A 14,773-nucleotide genomic window follows, 5' to 3' on the forward strand; every position below is an offset into this window, starting at 1 on the left:
GAATTCCCTACGTGCCACTTAAATTTCTCTACGTGCCGCTTAAATTTCCCTACGTACCGCTTAAATTTCTCTACGTGGCCACTTAAATTTCCCTACGTACCGCGCTTTATGCGCGGTATCCAGAACGATATGCTAAGATGCCGCGGAGCATTTCTATAGCAAGATCCCTGGATACCGCGCATAAAGCGCGGTACGTAGGCGAAAAATTTAAGCACGGTACGTAGGCGAGAAAATTAGTGGAGGTTTCTCATCAAAAAGCTGACATTACCTCAGGTCAAAATGACCCAAGCTACTGGTTCGCCAAGCAAGATCATATTAAGCGAGTGGATTTGCTAATATAACTGATGGATTGGTCAATTCTACTAACTGATTATGCCCTTCAAAAAACACCGTTGGCTCCACTTCTTTCAATATACTTACAGCAATTAAATACCGTCCAGATGTCAGAATAGAAAAATCAATTAATTCACCAACCTCTGACCCTTCGGTTTTGTTTAATAATTTTTGTCCGGAATAAATTTTTTGCTCAGTTGCAATTTCATAAATTTTCAATTGATGTTTTATAGTAGCTTTATAGTGCATCCGAGCAATAATTTCTTGCCCTTTATAGCACCCTTTATTGAAACTAATGTATGAGGTTTGTTGTAAACCAATTCTATGAGGTAAAAATAAGCCTCGAGATTCCGGATAAATTTCTATTTGCTGCTGGAATAACCTTAAAGTATGCCAGGTTAAGGAGCCAAGCAATTGGTCATTTTTCATAAAACGTTCTTGAATCGCATGTGCATAGTCAGTCAGGACTAGAAAAACATAAAATCCATTACCTAAATGATAGGAGCAAGAATGGTTGGTATATGTTTGTGCATATACCGAATTAGGAAAAAACTCTGTATCAGGAATAATATCTTCATGATTTTGTAAATAAAATCCAAAAATATGAAATTTGGTATTTTCTTTGAGCATAACGCGAGACAGTAATGCATATTTGCTTAATGAATTAATGGTTCTCTCTTGCAAATCTTGGGGTAGTACTAACTTAACCCCTTGCCAGTTAATAATATCCATTAACGTAAGAATTCGTCCTTTAAGATTGCACTGAGCGCCTTCTATCATTTGTATGTCAGACATGGAGTTTAAGTCGCAGGTTAATTGACCCTGAAGAAAATCAATGGCTTTATTACCTTCTACATCAATAACTGCAAGATAAGATAAATCAAATAAATAATTTTTGTTAGGTAGGAGTACTAATTCCTCTTCTAATGCTTTGAAGGTCGTTAATGTTCTGTCATTGATTAAATGTGTAAAAGTTGTGCTCATTATTTTAAACCTGAAAAACAGTTACTTTCTACTTGAGGGGTAACTATCAATTGAAATATTACAGAGTTTATCTGATTTTTTAAGCGCGCCATAGTAGTGCTTTAAATAGAGCTTAATGATTTCCGTTTATATAGACAGTAGTGTATTATGGTGTCCGTAAGCTGATCATAAAGAGATTTACCCATGTTGGATTTGGAAACCAAGGAAAAAGCAAGACTTGCATGGCATTGCCGCCGAGGAATGCTCGAATTGGATCTTATTTTGCAACGTTTTCTTGAGCATCATCTCGTGCATTTGTCTACAAAAGAACTTGAGGCGTTTAATTCACTGTTAAATTGCACTGATCCAGAGTTGTATGCTTGGCTAATGGGCCATGAGGATCCTCAAGATAAAGAGTTAAAAAAAATTGTCACCATTATCCGAAATAGTAATTAAACCAGGAAAATCAAAAACTTATTTGCGTTTGATTTTAGTGATATACCTCATTACCGTCATTTTGATTCTTTATTCATCAATATCTCTTTTTATTAAACCTATTTTACTTGGCTTTATTTTTCTCTTGCTGAAAATTGATTGGACTAATCAGAGTCCATGCCCATCAATTAAAAAAATTCAATTTATAGGCAATGCGTGGATTTTGGAAATCTCTCAGGATAAAAAGGAGACTTATACTCAAGCCGTTATTCTTATTCATAACCCTCTTTTTCAACTTATTGAATTTGCGAGTCCAAGTCAAAAAAAGCATATCGTTTTATTCCTTGATCAGATGACAAGCTATCAATTACGGTTATTACATCTCAAAATAAGTCAAAGTGGTATATAATTACACATATGACACAATAAAATAACAGTCATTCTTATAATGGAATTATGAGGGAGTGATGAATAAAGAAACTTCTTATAGTGATGAGGACTTGATTAGTTTGGCGAGACAAGGGGACATGGAAGCTTATAATCTGTTGTTGTCACGGTATAACAATAAAATACAGCAAATTATTTACTTACATATTCAAGATACGGCAAATGTTAGTGATCTGGCACAAGAAGTATTAATTAAAGTTTATCGCTATTTACATTATTTTAAAGAGAAAAGTCAATTTTCTACTTGGTTGTATCGAATTACCCAAAATACAATTAAAAATCATTATCGTGCTGCTAATTTACGTATGGATATGGAAGCAGAATATGCTGATAATTATTATTCTTCGGTTGAGCTATCCCCAGAATATCTATTGATTAATATCGAGTTTGGCGAGCAACTGGATACCATTCTATCTACTTTATCTGAGGAGTTACGTCTTTGTTACGGTATGTATATCCTAGATGGTCAATCCTATGAAGATATTGCAAGAAAAATGGATTGCCCCGTGGGAACGGTACGATCTCGTATTTTCAGGGCTCGAAAATTAATTATGGAGTCAATAGGTCAATTTGTTTAAATAGACATTTTTTCTTTTCGCAATTATGATATAAAAGCAATTTTTACTTATTAAATAGTCAGTTATCTTCTTTTAAAATTTCTAAGAGTTGAATTTATGCCTATTACTCTGGAGGTACGTTTAGTAAATTGCCGCGATAAATTTTTACGATTGTATCTAGAAAATGAACATCCACTAAGTCTTCTGCAGCAATTAAAGGATGTGGATGCATATTATAATTCCTCATTCAATAAATCGACTTATATGGCCGAAAGGATTGTGCAAAGTTATGAATTGTTTGTTGACAATCTTGTTAAAGTTAAAAATCGTCACCTTTCTGCTGATGAAGCATTACAAAAAATTCAAGATACTACATTTGACAGAAAACTTGGGATTGTTTTTTATAATATTGCGAAAGTTCTGGAAATAGCTTTCTGGTCTGCAGCAACCACCCTTTTTTTTCTTTGCGCAACAACAGCAACAGTACCCAATCCAATTTTAGGAGTCGGATTCACTATTGTTTTTGCTGCCCTAATGGTTAAATCAATAAGTAATTTATTTCATTGTATTGATGATCTTAAATCATGTACTCGATTGAATGCAGAAAATGAACGAGAACGAAGTTTGGTGTCATTTTTTAAACCGCCCATTTTTTCCATAATCGCCGAGCATTCTCCTGCAACTGAGCAACTTTCTGAAAATGGGGTTATGATGTTAGATTATCATTAAGCGGCAAGCTACCTTAGCTTTAACTGCTTTTTCAATTATGTTATAAAACGACCCATTATTCTTTTATTAAGGGATGAATTATGTCGAGTGCAATGGAAAAACGTTTAAACGAATGCGATAAAAGAATTGATGCATTGTTTCAAGGAGTGGAACTCAATGCGGAAATTAAACGAAGGTTAGAAGCGCTTAAAGCTTATTATCACAAGTTATATATTGAAGCCCTTGATGCTGAGTTAGAAAAGGAATCCATTAAATTCTATGAACTTCTTGTCCTAGGTCTTGAGAATGTAAAAAATGGAACGCTAAACTCTGAAGAGGTTTTAAAAGATATTGAAGAAATAAAGTCGTTAAGAAAAACGGGTATCGTTCTTGAGAATATCCTTACTTCCTTAGAATTATTATTCTGGGCCGCAGTCTCAAGTACATTCTTCTCGTATTGTGTTCTTATGGCTGCCCCATTAGTAGCGGTTAATCCTTTTTTTGCGCTTGCTGTATTATCGGTTTCCTGTGTGGTTGCAATATGCTCAATAGTTCGTTTTTTCAATTGCATTGATGAATTTAAATCGTCAACCCCAGTTGAGGAAGAGTTTGAGCGAGAAAAAAATTTAATACTATTTTTTAAACCTGCTGTATCGTCCCCTGAAGTAACTCCATCAATCGTCTCTGACCATGATGAGTTCCAACAAAATGAGGGATTATGTTTTCCATCAATTTAGGTATAATTTTTTTGGTGAATAAGAGTCCCCGGGTATGGGTTAAATTATAATCCGGGGCAATGAGGCACTACTTTTCAGAGTATCGCTGTGATGCCGCTTAAATATCTGTTAACAAATAAGCTGCTATTCAAAAAACATATGATAAAATGCTACCATTCATCTGAACTGTTAAAAGAACTTTATGCTGGAAAGTGACCGCTTAATCAGTACTCAAAGCACTACCTCAGAAGAGGCCATCGATCGTGCTATTAGACCTCTAAGTCTTAGGGAATATATAGGGCAAGATGCAGTCAGTTCGCAGATGCAAATTTTTATCGATGCAGCAAAAAAGCGAAGTGATGCTCTGGATCATGTCTTAATCTTTGGTCCTCCTGGCCTTGGTAAAACTACTTTAGCAAATATCATTGCTCACGAAATGGGTGTCAATCTGCGTCAAACCTCGGGGCCAGTGATTGAGAGAGCAGGGGATATTGCGGCAATACTTACCAACTTGCAAGCAAATGACGTTCTATTTATTGATGAAATTCATAGGCTTAGCCCTGTAATAGAGGAAATACTCTACCCTGCCATGGAAGATTATAAACTGGATATTATGATCGGCGAAGGGCCGGCTGCACGTTCTATTAAACTGGAATTGCCTCCTTTTACCCTAATTGGCGCAACGACACGAGCTGGATTGCTTACTTCTCCTCTTAGAGATCGATTTGGCATTGTACAGCGTCTGGAATATTACTCTGTTGATTCATTAACACAGATCGTTGCTCGTTCCGCACAATTACTCAATGTAAAAACCAAACCTGAAGGAGCAAGAGAAATTGCATTACGATCAAGAGGAACACCACGTATTGCAAATCGTTTACTGCGTCGTGTTCGAGATTATGCCGAAGTTAAGGGTAGCGGAATTATTAGTGTTGATATCGCGCAAAAAGCTTTGGAAATGTTGGAGGTAGATCGACATGGATTTGATCTTATGGATAGAAAATTGTTGTTAGCGGTAATTGAACAATTTAATGGGGGGCCGGTAGGGGTTGATAGCATTGCGGCAGCAATCGGTGAGGAAAAAGGTACAATTGAAGATGTTTTGGAGCCATTTTTAATACAACAAGGATTCCTTATGCGCACGCCAAGAGGTAGAATAGCTACCCCAAGAGCGTATCAGCATTTTGGTTTAAATACAGTAGAGCAGGATTAATCAATGGATGGCACAATCACGCATCAACATTCCTTTCGTGTTTACGCCGAAGATGTAGATTATATGGGAATTGTTTACCATGCGAATTATCTTTGTTATTTTGAGCGAGCTCGCACAGAAATGCTAAGGAAAAATAATTTGATCCTCTCGGATCTGGTGAAACAGGATACTCTTTTTGCCATATATGATGCGCATCTTCGTTATAAAGCACCAGCTCGATTGGATGATTTACTAACAATTAAAACCCAAGTACAGCAATTAGGGGCTTGTAGTTTTTTATTTGATCAGAGTATGCAAAATGAGCAGGAAAAAATAATTTGTGAAGCCAAAATTCAGGTGGTATGCGTGGATAGAAATTTGAAGCCAAAACGATTTCCGCATTGAATAAAAGAATTGTTATTGTAATTTGTGTAGGTAAAAGCACAGCACGAAAATGGTACTGGAGATAATATAGATGGGTAATCAAGCAAATGTATTAATGTATTTTATGCAAGCAGGTATGGTGGTTAAATCGGTTATGATATTGCTGGCTGCTGCATCCATTACTTCTTGGACATTAATATTTCAACGAGCCTGGTTTTTTAACCGCAAAAAACAGCTCACAGATGCTTTTAATCAAAGATTCTGGGATAGTGGTGATTTAAGCAGACTTTATGCCGATATTGATAGTAATTCGGATGAGCGACAAGGTATGGCGGCTATTTTTCATGCGGGGTTTAAGGAGTTTGTACGGGCGAGAAAACAAGGTAATGTAGTTATTGAACCAATACAACGAGTAATGCAAATTACTCATACAAAAGAAGCAGAGAAACTGGAAAAACATTTACCTTTTTTTGCTTCCGTAGGTTCTATTGCACCTTATGTAGGACTATTTGGTACCGTTTGGGGTATAATGACCTCTTTTCAGGCATTAGGTCATGCCCAACAAGCAACAATTGCTATGGTAGCTCCAGGCATTTCTGAAGCGTTAGTAGCTACTGCTTTGGGTTTATTTACTGCAATACCAGCAGTTATTGCATATAACCGATATACAACGCGTGCTAATGATTTACTAAATCGATTTGATTTATTTCAGGAAGAATTAATATCGCTTATAGAACAACAAAACAGTGATACTGTAAGAGGGTAAAATTTGAAATGATCAGAGCAAAAACCAAGCGTGAGCGTCCCATATCAGAAATTAATGTTGTACCATATATCGATGTGATGTTGGTTTTACTTGTAATTTTTATGATTACAGCACCTATGCTGAGCCAAGGAGTAACTGTTGACTTGCCTAAAGCTGCAAGCCAAACATTGGCTCCTACAGATAGAGAGCCCATTATTGTTTCAGTGAATCAGCAAGGCACTTACTTTCTCAATATTAGCAGTACCCCTGCAGAACCTATAGAATCCCAATCTTTAGTTGTTCGTGTCGCTGCAGAATTGGAGTTGGCAAAGCAATCAAACCAAAAACTTAATGTTTTAGTTAAAGGAGACCAGGGGGTTGCCTACGGCAAAGTGGTTCAGGCAATGGCATTGCTCAAGCAAGCAGGGGCAGAGCAGGTGGGATTATTGACTGATTCATCTCAGGAAAAATCAGAGGGGCAAGCATGATAAGTAATCCCAGTTATCGTAACGCTTTTTTTGCCGCACTTGGCTTACATCTTTTTTTAATCGTGATGCTTTTAACAGATAATTCAAGTCAGAGACCTGTTTTAACCGCGGAAACCAAAAATACACCTGGAGTAGATCAACCTATTGCTGTTACACCTCAAACTGAGGTGGTGAAAGCAGTAAGTGTTGATAATAAGCAAGTTATGGAAACAGTAAATCGCTTAAAACAGGAGCGGGAACAACAAAAAAAAGCTGAGATTAACCGACAAAACGAGCTCAAACGACAGGCGGAAACGGCAAGACAGCAGAGAATAAAAGAACAGCAACAACTTGCTCGGCTTAAAGAAGAGGCGAATAAAATTGCTATTGCTCGTAAAAAACAAGCCGAAGAGGAAAGAAAGCGTTTAAAGAAGCTTGAAGAGCAAAAAGCACTGGAAGCGAAACATATTGAAGATTTAAAAAAACAAAAAGAAGAATTGGTAAAGCAACAGCAATTGGAAGCTAAAAAACTTGCTGATTTGAATAAGAAAAAAATGGTGGAAAAAGCTCAAGCTGAAAAAGAAAAAGCAGAACTTGCAAAAGCAGAAGCGGAAAGAAAAAAACAAGCGGAGGCTGCTGCTGCCGCAAAACAAGCACAAGCAGCAAAAAATGCTGAAAGGCAGGCACGTATCGCTGGTGAAGTTGATAAATATAAAGCGCTCATTGTCAATGCCATTGGTAGAAACTGGATATTGCCAGAAAATGTTGACAGTAGCTTGTCGAGTCAGTTCAGAATACGCCTTGCTCCTGATGGAATGGTATTGGAAGTTACTTTAACTCGCAGCAGTGGCGACCAATTGCTTGACCGCTCAGCACAAACAGCTATTTATAAAGCATCGCCGCTACCGGTGCCTGCAGATGCAGAAACATTTAATTTGTTTCGTGATATAAGTTTAACCGTTCGACCAGAACAAGTGAGGGGGTAAAACTCGTGATTAACCGAATTATTACACTTTTTTTATTGCTTTTTACACAGCAAATGTTTGCTCTTGATTTAGAGTTAACCCAAGGGATTAACTCAGCTTTGCCTATTGCGATTAACTCTTTTGGTGCAGATGGTGCCGCTCAAGAAATCGGACAAGTTATTGAAGGCGATTTAAATTTCTCAGGACAATTTCGTATTGTTTCTGGCCCACAAGGTGCCAATGCGCAATCGTCAGTAAGCACGCTCAAGCAATTAGGCGCAGACAGTGTGGTAACAGGACATGTCATTCGAGCAGGAAATCATTATGAAGTGAGCTTTACTTTAACTGATGCGGTAGCGAATGGGGCGATTTTATTGACAAAAACATTTCAAATTAACGCGAATCAAGTCAGACCACTGGCACATCATATTAGTGATGAGATATACCAAAAACTAACAGGGGAGAAGGGTGTTTTCTCCACTCGTATTGCCTATATTTCTGTTCAAAGAACTGTAAAAAGTACTCGTTATTCACTTGAGGTTGCTGATGCAGATGGACATAATCCGCAAAGCTTATTAATTTCCTCCGAGCCTATTATGTCTCCAGCCTGGGCTCCAGATGGTAAAAGTATTTCTTATGTTTCCTTCGAGAAAAAAAGAGCACAAATATTTACTGTTTCAGTTGAAACAGGTCAAAGACGTTTAATTACCAGTTTCCCGGGAATTAACGGTGCTCCTGCATGGGCTCCTGACGGAAGAGAGTTGGCTGTAGTTTTATCTAAAAGTGGAACACCCAAAATTTACAGTGTAGATATAGGTACTGGCAACATGAAGCAATTGACTTTTGGTGATGCCATTGACACTGAACCACGTTATGCCCCAGATGGCAAAAGCTTATTATTTACTTCAGGAAGAGGGGGTTCACCACAAATATATCGCCTATCTTTAGCCAATGGCCAAGTGAGTCGTGTCACTTTTGAGGGTAATTATAATGCACGTGCTTCCTATACACCTGATATGAAAAATATTGTTATGTTGCATCGAGATGACAAGCAATTTAACATTGGATTACAAAGTGCAAGTGGTGGACCAATTGTCAGTCTAACTTTTTCTGGTCGTGATGAGTCTCCATCTGTTGCACCAAACGGTCGTTTAATTCTTTATGCGACGCATAATCAGGATAAAGGTGTATTGGGTATCGTTTCTCTTGACGGTAGAATACGAATGAGACTTCCCGCACGTGAAGGAGATGTACAAGAGCCTGCGTGGTCTCCCTATTTGGGTTAATTATGTCACGAATTATTTATGCACTTGTTTTTTGCCTGGTAACTGTAAACAGCTATGCTTGGAATGCTGCAGGCCACAAGGTGGTGGCCCAAATTGCCTACGATAATTTATCCCCAAAAGCCAGGGCTATGTGTTATAAATACCTTCGTTCACGCCCGCATAACACACCCAATTCAAGTTTTGTTAGCTCCTCAACCTGGATGGATGAAATTAGGTGGAGGGAAGTATATTGGTATGATGTCATGCATTATATCGATATTCCTTTCTCCATTGATGGAACTCACCTACCTCCAGTTGAAAATACCAATGCAACAAGAGCAATAAAACAAGCAATCGCCGTACTTTCTTCTAAAAAGACAAATCCAGCAGATAAAAAACTTGCATTACGCATGTTAATTCATATAACAGGTGATATTCACCAACCATTACACGCTATAACTCGAGTCAGTGCGCAACATCCTAAGGGCGATTTAGGGGGCAATTTATTCTTCTTAGGGAAAAATCCAGTAGGCAGTAATTTGCATCAGTACTGGGACAATGGAGCTGGCTTTTTTCTTGGACAATTTGATGAGACTCGTATAAAAAATACAGCACAACAATTGGAACAAAAAATGTCCTGCTCGATGATTGGTACAGAAATAAAACCTATGAAATGGGCAAAAATGTCCCATAAGTTGGCCATAAAAAATGTTTATCAGATGAACCCTAATGAAACCCCTAGTGATAAATATCAAGATAATGCACAACAATTAGTTCAAAAACAAGCTACTTATGCTGGATGCAGGCTCGCAGCATTACTCAATAAAATTGCTCAATCATAAAATATGTGAGTGCAGTATTAGCGGAACTTGATATTTAATACAAATGAATATCTCGGTTAACTCGAATCACTAACTGTATTTTATGTATTAAAATAATACTATATGAATTTATTTTTATTTATTATGGTATTATTAAATGATAAAAAGAAAGCGCAACGATCCGAGTAATAAAATTACTAGAAATCAGTCTGCAGTTATTCCAGAGCTTTTTTTCAGGCATCATTACTCTTTATTTGTCTCTTCTAATATTTCTGAAAAGGATGCTTATAAACATTATCAAACACTTCAGTCTACTATGATTGATAGGAGAAATTCTAATAATCCTGTAAAACCTCTTATGCTATCTAAAAAAGTTCTCGCTATTTTACATACGGGCGAAGTAGTGGATATGTTAACGGCAACAGGAATTATGAAGGAAAACTTGCCTCCAGTAAAAGACATGAAAGACATTGTACCACAAGAACTTACTGTAGAAGCAAAATGGCTGGATAAGGATAAAGAGAAAGCAAATTGCGGTAATGATTCGAGTGTTTTTGGTGAATTAGGGATTCTGGCCATCTCAAAGGAAGTGAACGTCCTTAATATTCCCAAAATGAATGCACTAGGAGTGCCTGAGACCTTTTTAAGAAAATATGGCGCAGAACTTATTTCACTACATCAATCCTTTATATTAGATGATGTAGAATATGAGGAATTAAAAACTCTATTTCTCATAGAATATATATGGGATCCGGCCTATATTGAAGAATATGTTATGGATCAACTCGGTGGAGGGGGCGTATTTGTTGAAACCCATCCGTTTCCTCATGTTTTCACTCCTTTATCCCCTAAATGTGGTGGTGCTTTAACTCTTGGTTTTGATAGAGCGGATGGATATTTTGATTTTGCAAGCTTTGAAATTCCTTTTGGATATACAATGAAAGTGGGAAGTAATGTGATTCATAGTGACGCATTTTTTGTAGGTCCTTATGCAATCTCTTTGACACAAACAGATCGTGCTAATTCAGTACTTTTAAAACGCGATACTGTAGCCCGGGAAATAGAGAGAGTGTGTCTTACTTCTGTACCAAAATAGCTTAATTCGGGTACCAGCTACTTAATGTAATGTACTGAATTTAAACCTTAAATTACTCATAAAAGCAAAATATAAAGACTGTGCTATATTTTAGATGCAATTGTTTAAAAAATGGGATCGCTATCCTCAACAAAAGGAATTATAAAAATGAATAAATTATTTGCAAAGATTGGTATAGTTAGCATACTAATGAGTGTTTCATTATATGGTTGGGCAGAATCAGGGCCCTGCAAAGCTATTGCAATCACTTGTATGCAAAATGGTTACTTTAAAGGTGGGGAAAATGCAGGTAAAGAATTAGTCAAAGACTGTGTTTTACCTGTAGCCATGGGTAAGAAACAATTACCAAATACTAATTTTAGTCCAGAACAATTGCAGCAATGCAAAATGAAGTTAGCTGAGAAAATAAAAAGTAAAATGCAAGAAAAAATGCAGCAATAACATTCATGTCCTCTCCCGTCAGGGAGAGGACTTTTACCTCATTCCTTTTGTAATGACTCCATCACAGCGCCTAAGAAACGAGTTGCCTCGCCACCAGTGACTGCTCTGTGGTCAAAACTTAATGATAAGGGGAGTATATTATGTGCTTCTAATGTTCCTTGAGCGTTGACAACAGCTCCTTGATAGAGTCTGCCTACCGCCAAGATAGCAACCATCGGCGGAACAATAATTGGACTTGCAAAGCGGCCAGCAAATTTTCCGAAATTAGAAAGTGTTATAGTAGCTCCCTTCAATTTATCTGCAGTAATTTCTCGTTTGCTCACCGACTCTTTAAACTCATTGATCATTTTTCGTAGATCACCATCGGAAAGTTTTGCAGCGTTATGAATAACAGGCACAAATAACCCTTCCTCATTATCCATAGCTAAACCAAGATGCACCTCATCAAAACACTGGCGCGCACCATGTTTTGTATCAAACCATGCATTTAGGGCGGGTTCATTTTTAGCAGCGTAGACTATTGCCCGGATTAGGCGAATCGTAATATCAGTACCTGGCTTCCAGGCACTAATATCTGCTTCATCAAAAATACTTACAGGGACTACTTCCGCATGAGATTGAATCATACTATTGAGCATTGCTCGTCTTACACCGCGCAGAGGTTCAAAACCTGCAGGAATTTCTGAGTTCTTGTCTGCTTGCGCCTGAACATCATCTCGAGTGATGATGCCAAACTCTCCAGTTCCTTTAACTGTAGATAAATCGATATTAAGTTTTCTAGCAAGCATTTTTACCGCAGGGGTTGCCTTGATACGATTTTTAGTCGTATGTTGGATGCCAACAGTAAAATTATCTTCAAAGACTTCACTGCTTTCTTCTAAATTACCGACCACTGTTCCTTTGTCTTCGGTTTTAGCACTAGCTGATTTAAAAGCCACCAAAGGTTCACCTGTTTTAATTACATCTCCAGGTTTACCGTATAATTTACTAATAACTCCAGACTGAGGACAAGGTACATCAACTACAGCTTTTGCGGTTTCCATAGAAACCAATGGTTGATCTGCTATTACAGTATCACCCTCTTTAACAAACCATTCATGAATCTCAGCATCAGGCAAGCCTTCACCCAAATCAGGTAGATTGAAAATATTCATTATTACTCCATTATGCTCATAACACTGTTTTTAATCCGTGCAACGCTAGGGATGTACTGTTTTTCCAGCTGGAAATAGGGCATTACAGTATCATATCCGGTTACCCGTTGGACTGGAGCCATTAAATCAGCCATAGAATTTTCCATAATCTGTGCGGAAATTTCGGCACCAACTCCACAAGTTTTTGCTCCCTCATGAACGATAATACACCGTCCTGTTTTCTCTACGGAGGCTAAAATTGTTTCAATATCCAGTGGTTTAATCGTTGCTACATCAATGACTTCACAAGAAATTCCTTCGTTGCCTAGTTGTTTCGCTGCTTGTTGCGTTTCGTGGATGCTGGCTCCCCAACTTACTAAGGTGACATCTTCACCTTGTTGTAAAGTAAAACACTTTCCTAAGGGAAGCGCCTCACCATTATCTTCTACAGGTTGCTTGACCAAACGATAAATACGTTTAGGTTCGAGAAAAACAACTGGATCAGGATTACGCATGGCTGCTAAAAGCAAGCCATAAGCACGCCGTGGCGAGGAGGGAATCACAACTTGTAAACCAGGAATATGAGCAAACAGCGCCTCAGTGCTTTCAGAATGATGTTCTGGAGCTCGAATACCGCCGCCAAAAGGCGCACGAAAAACGAGAGGGCAATGCAGTCGTCCGCGTGTTCTATTACGCATCCGGGCAGCATGAGAAATAATTTGATTCATTGCTGGATAGATAAATCCCATAAATTGAAACTCAGCAACCGGTTTCAATCCTTGTATGGACATACCAATTGCCAATCCAGCAATCATGGACTCTGCCAATGGTGTATCAAAAACTCTTTTTTCACCAAAACGGTCTTGTAATCCTACCGTGGCGCGAAAGACGCCACCATTTTTACCAACATCCTCTCCAAAAACCACAACATTTTCATCATGAGCTAACTCATAAGCCAAAGCCTGAGTTACTGCCTCGATTAAAGTAATATCAGGCATGAGTTGCTTCCTCCATAGCTATTGCACGTTGTTCCACTAAATACTCAGGTAATTCGGCATAATGATAATCAAAAATACTGCTGATTGGTTGCGGCTCCATACTCAAGTATTCATTAACTGCTTTTTCTACTTCTTCAGAACATTGAATTACCAAATTTTCTTCTTCTTGTGCATTCCAGATTTTTTGTTCTATAAGAAATTCTTTAAATCGTGATATGGGTTCTTTAGGTTTTGCTTTCTCAACTTCATCGCCAGGTTGATAGCGCGTTGCATCGTCAGCTGTTGTATGATCCGATAAACGGTAAGACATGGCTTCAATTAAAGTAGGCCCTTCACCATGACGTGCTTTTTCAATCGCATCGCCAATAACTTGTCTTGTTGCTAGAATGTCGTTACCGTCAATTTGCATGCCTGTAAAGCCGGCGGCTATTGCCTTTTGTGCAATAGTTTGGGTACCTGTCTGTTGATCTCTAGGAACAGAAATTGCCCATTGGTTATTATTTACTACGAAAACGACAGGTAAATTCCATGTGCCTGCGACATTCATTGCCTCATAGAAATCGCCTTCTGAAGTACCTCCTTCACCGAGACACACTACAGCGACACGAGGTTGATTTCTATATTTAAAGGCAAATGCAACGCCTGTTGCATGCAAGCATTGAGAGGCAATTGGAACACAGATGGGTAAGTCTTCTGAATTACAGGAAAATTGACTGCCACGCTCGTCACCACCCCAGAAAGCGAGTATTTCAGACATTTTTACACCGCGTTGAAATTGCGCAGCATAATCGCGGTAATAGGGTACAAGAACATCCTCAGGGCGCATTGCATGACCTATAGCGGTTGAAATTGCTTCCTGTCCATTAATCGGGGCATAAGTTCCCATTTTCCCCGTTCTTTGCAAAGCTATAGCTTTTTTATCAAAAGTCCGTGTCAGAACCATAATTTTATAAAGTTCTTTGAGCACAGAATGATCACGGGCAAAAGAAGGTAGTTGTCCGACCAATTTTCCATGTTCATTTAAAAATTGAGTATATGTAATGTCAAATTGAGCAACTGTTGCCATACAAGGCTCCTTGTCAATAAAGCGTTTGCATAGCATACTCA

General features: G+C 38.1%; 18 protein-coding genes. 14 read left to right on the top strand and 4 right to left on the bottom strand.

Annotated elements, in window-relative coordinates:
- Positions 1 to 315 precede the first annotated feature (315 nt).
- Positions 316 to 1,317 (bottom strand): folate-binding protein YgfZ, encoded by a 1,002-nt coding sequence (locus FOLKNPGA_RS08755; protein ID WP_182352669.1) that lies wholly within the window; start codon positions 1,315 to 1,317, stop codon positions 316 to 318.
- Between the two features lie 183 nt (positions 1,318 to 1,500).
- On the opposite strand from FOLKNPGA_RS08755, the gene FOLKNPGA_RS08760 reads away from it, so the two are divergent.
- From FOLKNPGA_RS08760 to FOLKNPGA_RS08825, 14 genes are all read left to right on the top strand, one after another.
- On the top strand, positions 1,501 to 1,752 hold the full coding sequence (locus FOLKNPGA_RS08760) for a succinate dehydrogenase assembly factor 2 (protein ID WP_220471059.1): 252 nt from the start codon (positions 1,501 to 1,503) through the stop codon (positions 1,750 to 1,752).
- Positions 1,724 to 2,140, top strand: coding sequence for a hypothetical protein (locus FOLKNPGA_RS08765; RefSeq protein WP_182352670.1), 417 nt, complete (start codon positions 1,724 to 1,726; stop codon positions 2,138 to 2,140). Before FOLKNPGA_RS08760 ends, FOLKNPGA_RS08765 begins: the two co-directional genes overlap by 29 nt.
- A gap of 58 nt (positions 2,141 to 2,198) precedes the next feature.
- Complete coding sequence (locus tag FOLKNPGA_RS08770; RefSeq protein ID WP_182352671.1) at positions 2,199 to 2,756, top strand: sigma-70 family RNA polymerase sigma factor; 558 nt, start codon at positions 2,199 to 2,201, stop codon at positions 2,754 to 2,756.
- Positions 2,757 to 2,852: 96 nt separating this feature from the next.
- A complete protein-coding gene (locus FOLKNPGA_RS08775) occupies positions 2,853 to 3,464 on the top strand; it encodes a DUF5638 domain-containing protein (protein WP_182352672.1) in 612 nt (203 codons plus the stop codon).
- 80 nt (positions 3,465 to 3,544) lie between these two features.
- Positions 3,545 to 4,180: a DUF5638 domain-containing protein gene (locus FOLKNPGA_RS08780; RefSeq protein ID WP_182352673.1), complete on the top strand. Its 636-nt coding sequence runs from the start codon at positions 3,545 to 3,547 to the stop codon at positions 4,178 to 4,180.
- Positions 4,181 to 4,361: 181 nt separating this feature from the next.
- A complete protein-coding gene (gene ruvB, locus FOLKNPGA_RS08785; protein ID WP_182352674.1) occupies positions 4,362 to 5,372 on the top strand; it encodes a Holliday junction branch migration DNA helicase RuvB in 1,011 nt (336 codons plus the stop codon).
- Positions 5,373 to 5,375: 3 nt separating this feature from the next.
- Positions 5,376 to 5,756, top strand: coding sequence for a YbgC/FadM family acyl-CoA thioesterase (locus tag FOLKNPGA_RS08790; protein ID WP_182352675.1), 381 nt, complete (start codon positions 5,376 to 5,378; stop codon positions 5,754 to 5,756).
- 70 nt (positions 5,757 to 5,826) lie between these two features.
- A complete protein-coding gene (gene tolQ, locus FOLKNPGA_RS08795; protein ID WP_019232435.1) occupies positions 5,827 to 6,501 on the top strand; it encodes a protein TolQ in 675 nt (224 codons plus the stop codon).
- Positions 6,502 to 6,509: 8 nt separating this feature from the next.
- Positions 6,510 to 6,968, top strand: coding sequence for a protein TolR (tolR, locus tag FOLKNPGA_RS08800; protein ID WP_182352676.1), 459 nt, complete (start codon positions 6,510 to 6,512; stop codon positions 6,966 to 6,968).
- Positions 6,965 to 7,933: a cell envelope integrity protein TolA gene (gene tolA / locus FOLKNPGA_RS08805; protein WP_182352677.1), complete on the top strand. Its 969-nt coding sequence runs from the start codon at positions 6,965 to 6,967 to the stop codon at positions 7,931 to 7,933. Before tolR ends, tolA begins: the two co-directional genes overlap by 4 nt.
- Before the next feature lie 5 nt (positions 7,934 to 7,938).
- Positions 7,939 to 9,198 (top strand): Tol-Pal system beta propeller repeat protein TolB, encoded by a 1,260-nt coding sequence (tolB, locus tag FOLKNPGA_RS08810; RefSeq protein ID WP_182352678.1) that lies wholly within the window; start codon positions 7,939 to 7,941, stop codon positions 9,196 to 9,198.
- Between the two features lie 2 nt (positions 9,199 to 9,200).
- Positions 9,201 to 10,019, top strand: coding sequence for a S1/P1 nuclease (locus FOLKNPGA_RS08815; RefSeq protein WP_182352679.1), 819 nt, complete (start codon positions 9,201 to 9,203; stop codon positions 10,017 to 10,019).
- Between the two features lie 136 nt (positions 10,020 to 10,155).
- Positions 10,156 to 11,094 (top strand): hypothetical protein, encoded by a 939-nt coding sequence (locus FOLKNPGA_RS08820; protein ID WP_182352680.1) that lies wholly within the window; start codon positions 10,156 to 10,158, stop codon positions 11,092 to 11,094.
- Between the two features lie 147 nt (positions 11,095 to 11,241).
- Entirely contained in the window at positions 11,242 to 11,535 is a 294-nt protein-coding gene (locus FOLKNPGA_RS08825) for a hypothetical protein (protein ID WP_019232427.1), read from the top strand.
- Between the two features lie 38 nt (positions 11,536 to 11,573).
- On the opposite strand, the gene FOLKNPGA_RS08830 is transcribed toward FOLKNPGA_RS08825, so the two are convergent.
- From FOLKNPGA_RS08830 to pdhA, 3 genes are read right to left on the bottom strand one after another with little or no spacing between them, the layout of a single operon-like run.
- On the bottom strand, positions 11,574 to 12,689 hold the full coding sequence (locus FOLKNPGA_RS08830; RefSeq protein ID WP_182352681.1) for a dihydrolipoamide acetyltransferase family protein: 1,116 nt from the start codon (positions 12,687 to 12,689) through the stop codon (positions 11,574 to 11,576).
- 2 nt (positions 12,690 to 12,691) lie between these two features.
- Complete coding sequence (locus FOLKNPGA_RS08835; RefSeq protein WP_182352682.1) at positions 12,692 to 13,666, bottom strand: alpha-ketoacid dehydrogenase subunit beta; 975 nt, start codon at positions 13,664 to 13,666, stop codon at positions 12,692 to 12,694.
- Complete coding sequence (gene pdhA, locus FOLKNPGA_RS08840; RefSeq protein ID WP_182352683.1) at positions 13,659 to 14,732, bottom strand: pyruvate dehydrogenase (acetyl-transferring) E1 component subunit alpha; 1,074 nt, start codon at positions 14,730 to 14,732, stop codon at positions 13,659 to 13,661. Before pdhA ends, FOLKNPGA_RS08835 begins: the two co-directional genes overlap by 8 nt.
- Between the last annotated feature and the right edge of the window lie 41 nt (positions 14,733 to 14,773).

The organism is Legionella sp. PC1000 (assembly GCF_014109805.1).
Classification (GTDB): domain Bacteria; phylum Pseudomonadota; class Gammaproteobacteria; order Legionellales; family Legionellaceae; genus Legionella; species Legionella resiliens.

Excerpts from the sequence above, each read along its gene's own strand:
- FOLKNPGA_RS08760 (WP_220471059.1), top strand. The coding sequence starts at position 1,501 with ATGTTGGATTTGGAAACCAAGGAAAAAGCAAGACTTGCATGGCATTGC.
- FOLKNPGA_RS08780 (WP_182352673.1), top strand. The coding sequence starts at position 3,545 with ATGTCGAGTGCAATGGAAAAACGTTTAAACGAATGCGATAAAAGAATT.
- ruvB (WP_182352674.1), top strand. The coding sequence starts at position 4,362 with ATGCTGGAAAGTGACCGCTTAATCAGTACTCAAAGCACTACCTCAGAA.
- FOLKNPGA_RS08815 (WP_182352679.1), top strand. The coding sequence starts at position 9,201 with ATGTCACGAATTATTTATGCACTTGTTTTTTGCCTGGTAACTGTAAAC.
- tolR (WP_182352676.1), top strand. The coding sequence starts at position 6,510 with ATGATCAGAGCAAAAACCAAGCGTGAGCGTCCCATATCAGAAATTAAT.
- tolQ (WP_019232435.1), top strand. The coding sequence starts at position 5,827 with ATGGGTAATCAAGCAAATGTATTAATGTATTTTATGCAAGCAGGTATG.
- FOLKNPGA_RS08775 (WP_182352672.1), top strand. The coding sequence starts at position 2,853 with ATGCCTATTACTCTGGAGGTACGTTTAGTAAATTGCCGCGATAAATTT.
- pdhA (WP_182352683.1), bottom strand. The coding sequence starts at position 14,732 with ATGGCAACAGTTGCTCAATTTGACATTACATATACTCAATTTTTAAAT.
- FOLKNPGA_RS08835 (WP_182352682.1), bottom strand. The coding sequence starts at position 13,666 with ATGCCTGATATTACTTTAATCGAGGCAGTAACTCAGGCTTTGGCTTAT.
- FOLKNPGA_RS08755 (WP_182352669.1), bottom strand. The coding sequence starts at position 1,317 with ATGAGCACAACTTTTACACATTTAATCAATGACAGAACATTAACGACC.
- FOLKNPGA_RS08820 (WP_182352680.1), top strand. The coding sequence starts at position 10,156 with ATGATAAAAAGAAAGCGCAACGATCCGAGTAATAAAATTACTAGAAAT.
- FOLKNPGA_RS08790 (WP_182352675.1), top strand. The coding sequence starts at position 5,376 with ATGGATGGCACAATCACGCATCAACATTCCTTTCGTGTTTACGCCGAA.
- FOLKNPGA_RS08830 (WP_182352681.1), bottom strand. The coding sequence starts at position 12,689 with ATGAATATTTTCAATCTACCTGATTTGGGTGAAGGCTTGCCTGATGCT.
- FOLKNPGA_RS08825 (WP_019232427.1), top strand. The coding sequence starts at position 11,242 with ATGAATAAATTATTTGCAAAGATTGGTATAGTTAGCATACTAATGAGT.
- tolA (WP_182352677.1), top strand. The coding sequence starts at position 6,965 with ATGATAAGTAATCCCAGTTATCGTAACGCTTTTTTTGCCGCACTTGGC.
- FOLKNPGA_RS08770 (WP_182352671.1), top strand. The coding sequence starts at position 2,199 with ATGAATAAAGAAACTTCTTATAGTGATGAGGACTTGATTAGTTTGGCG.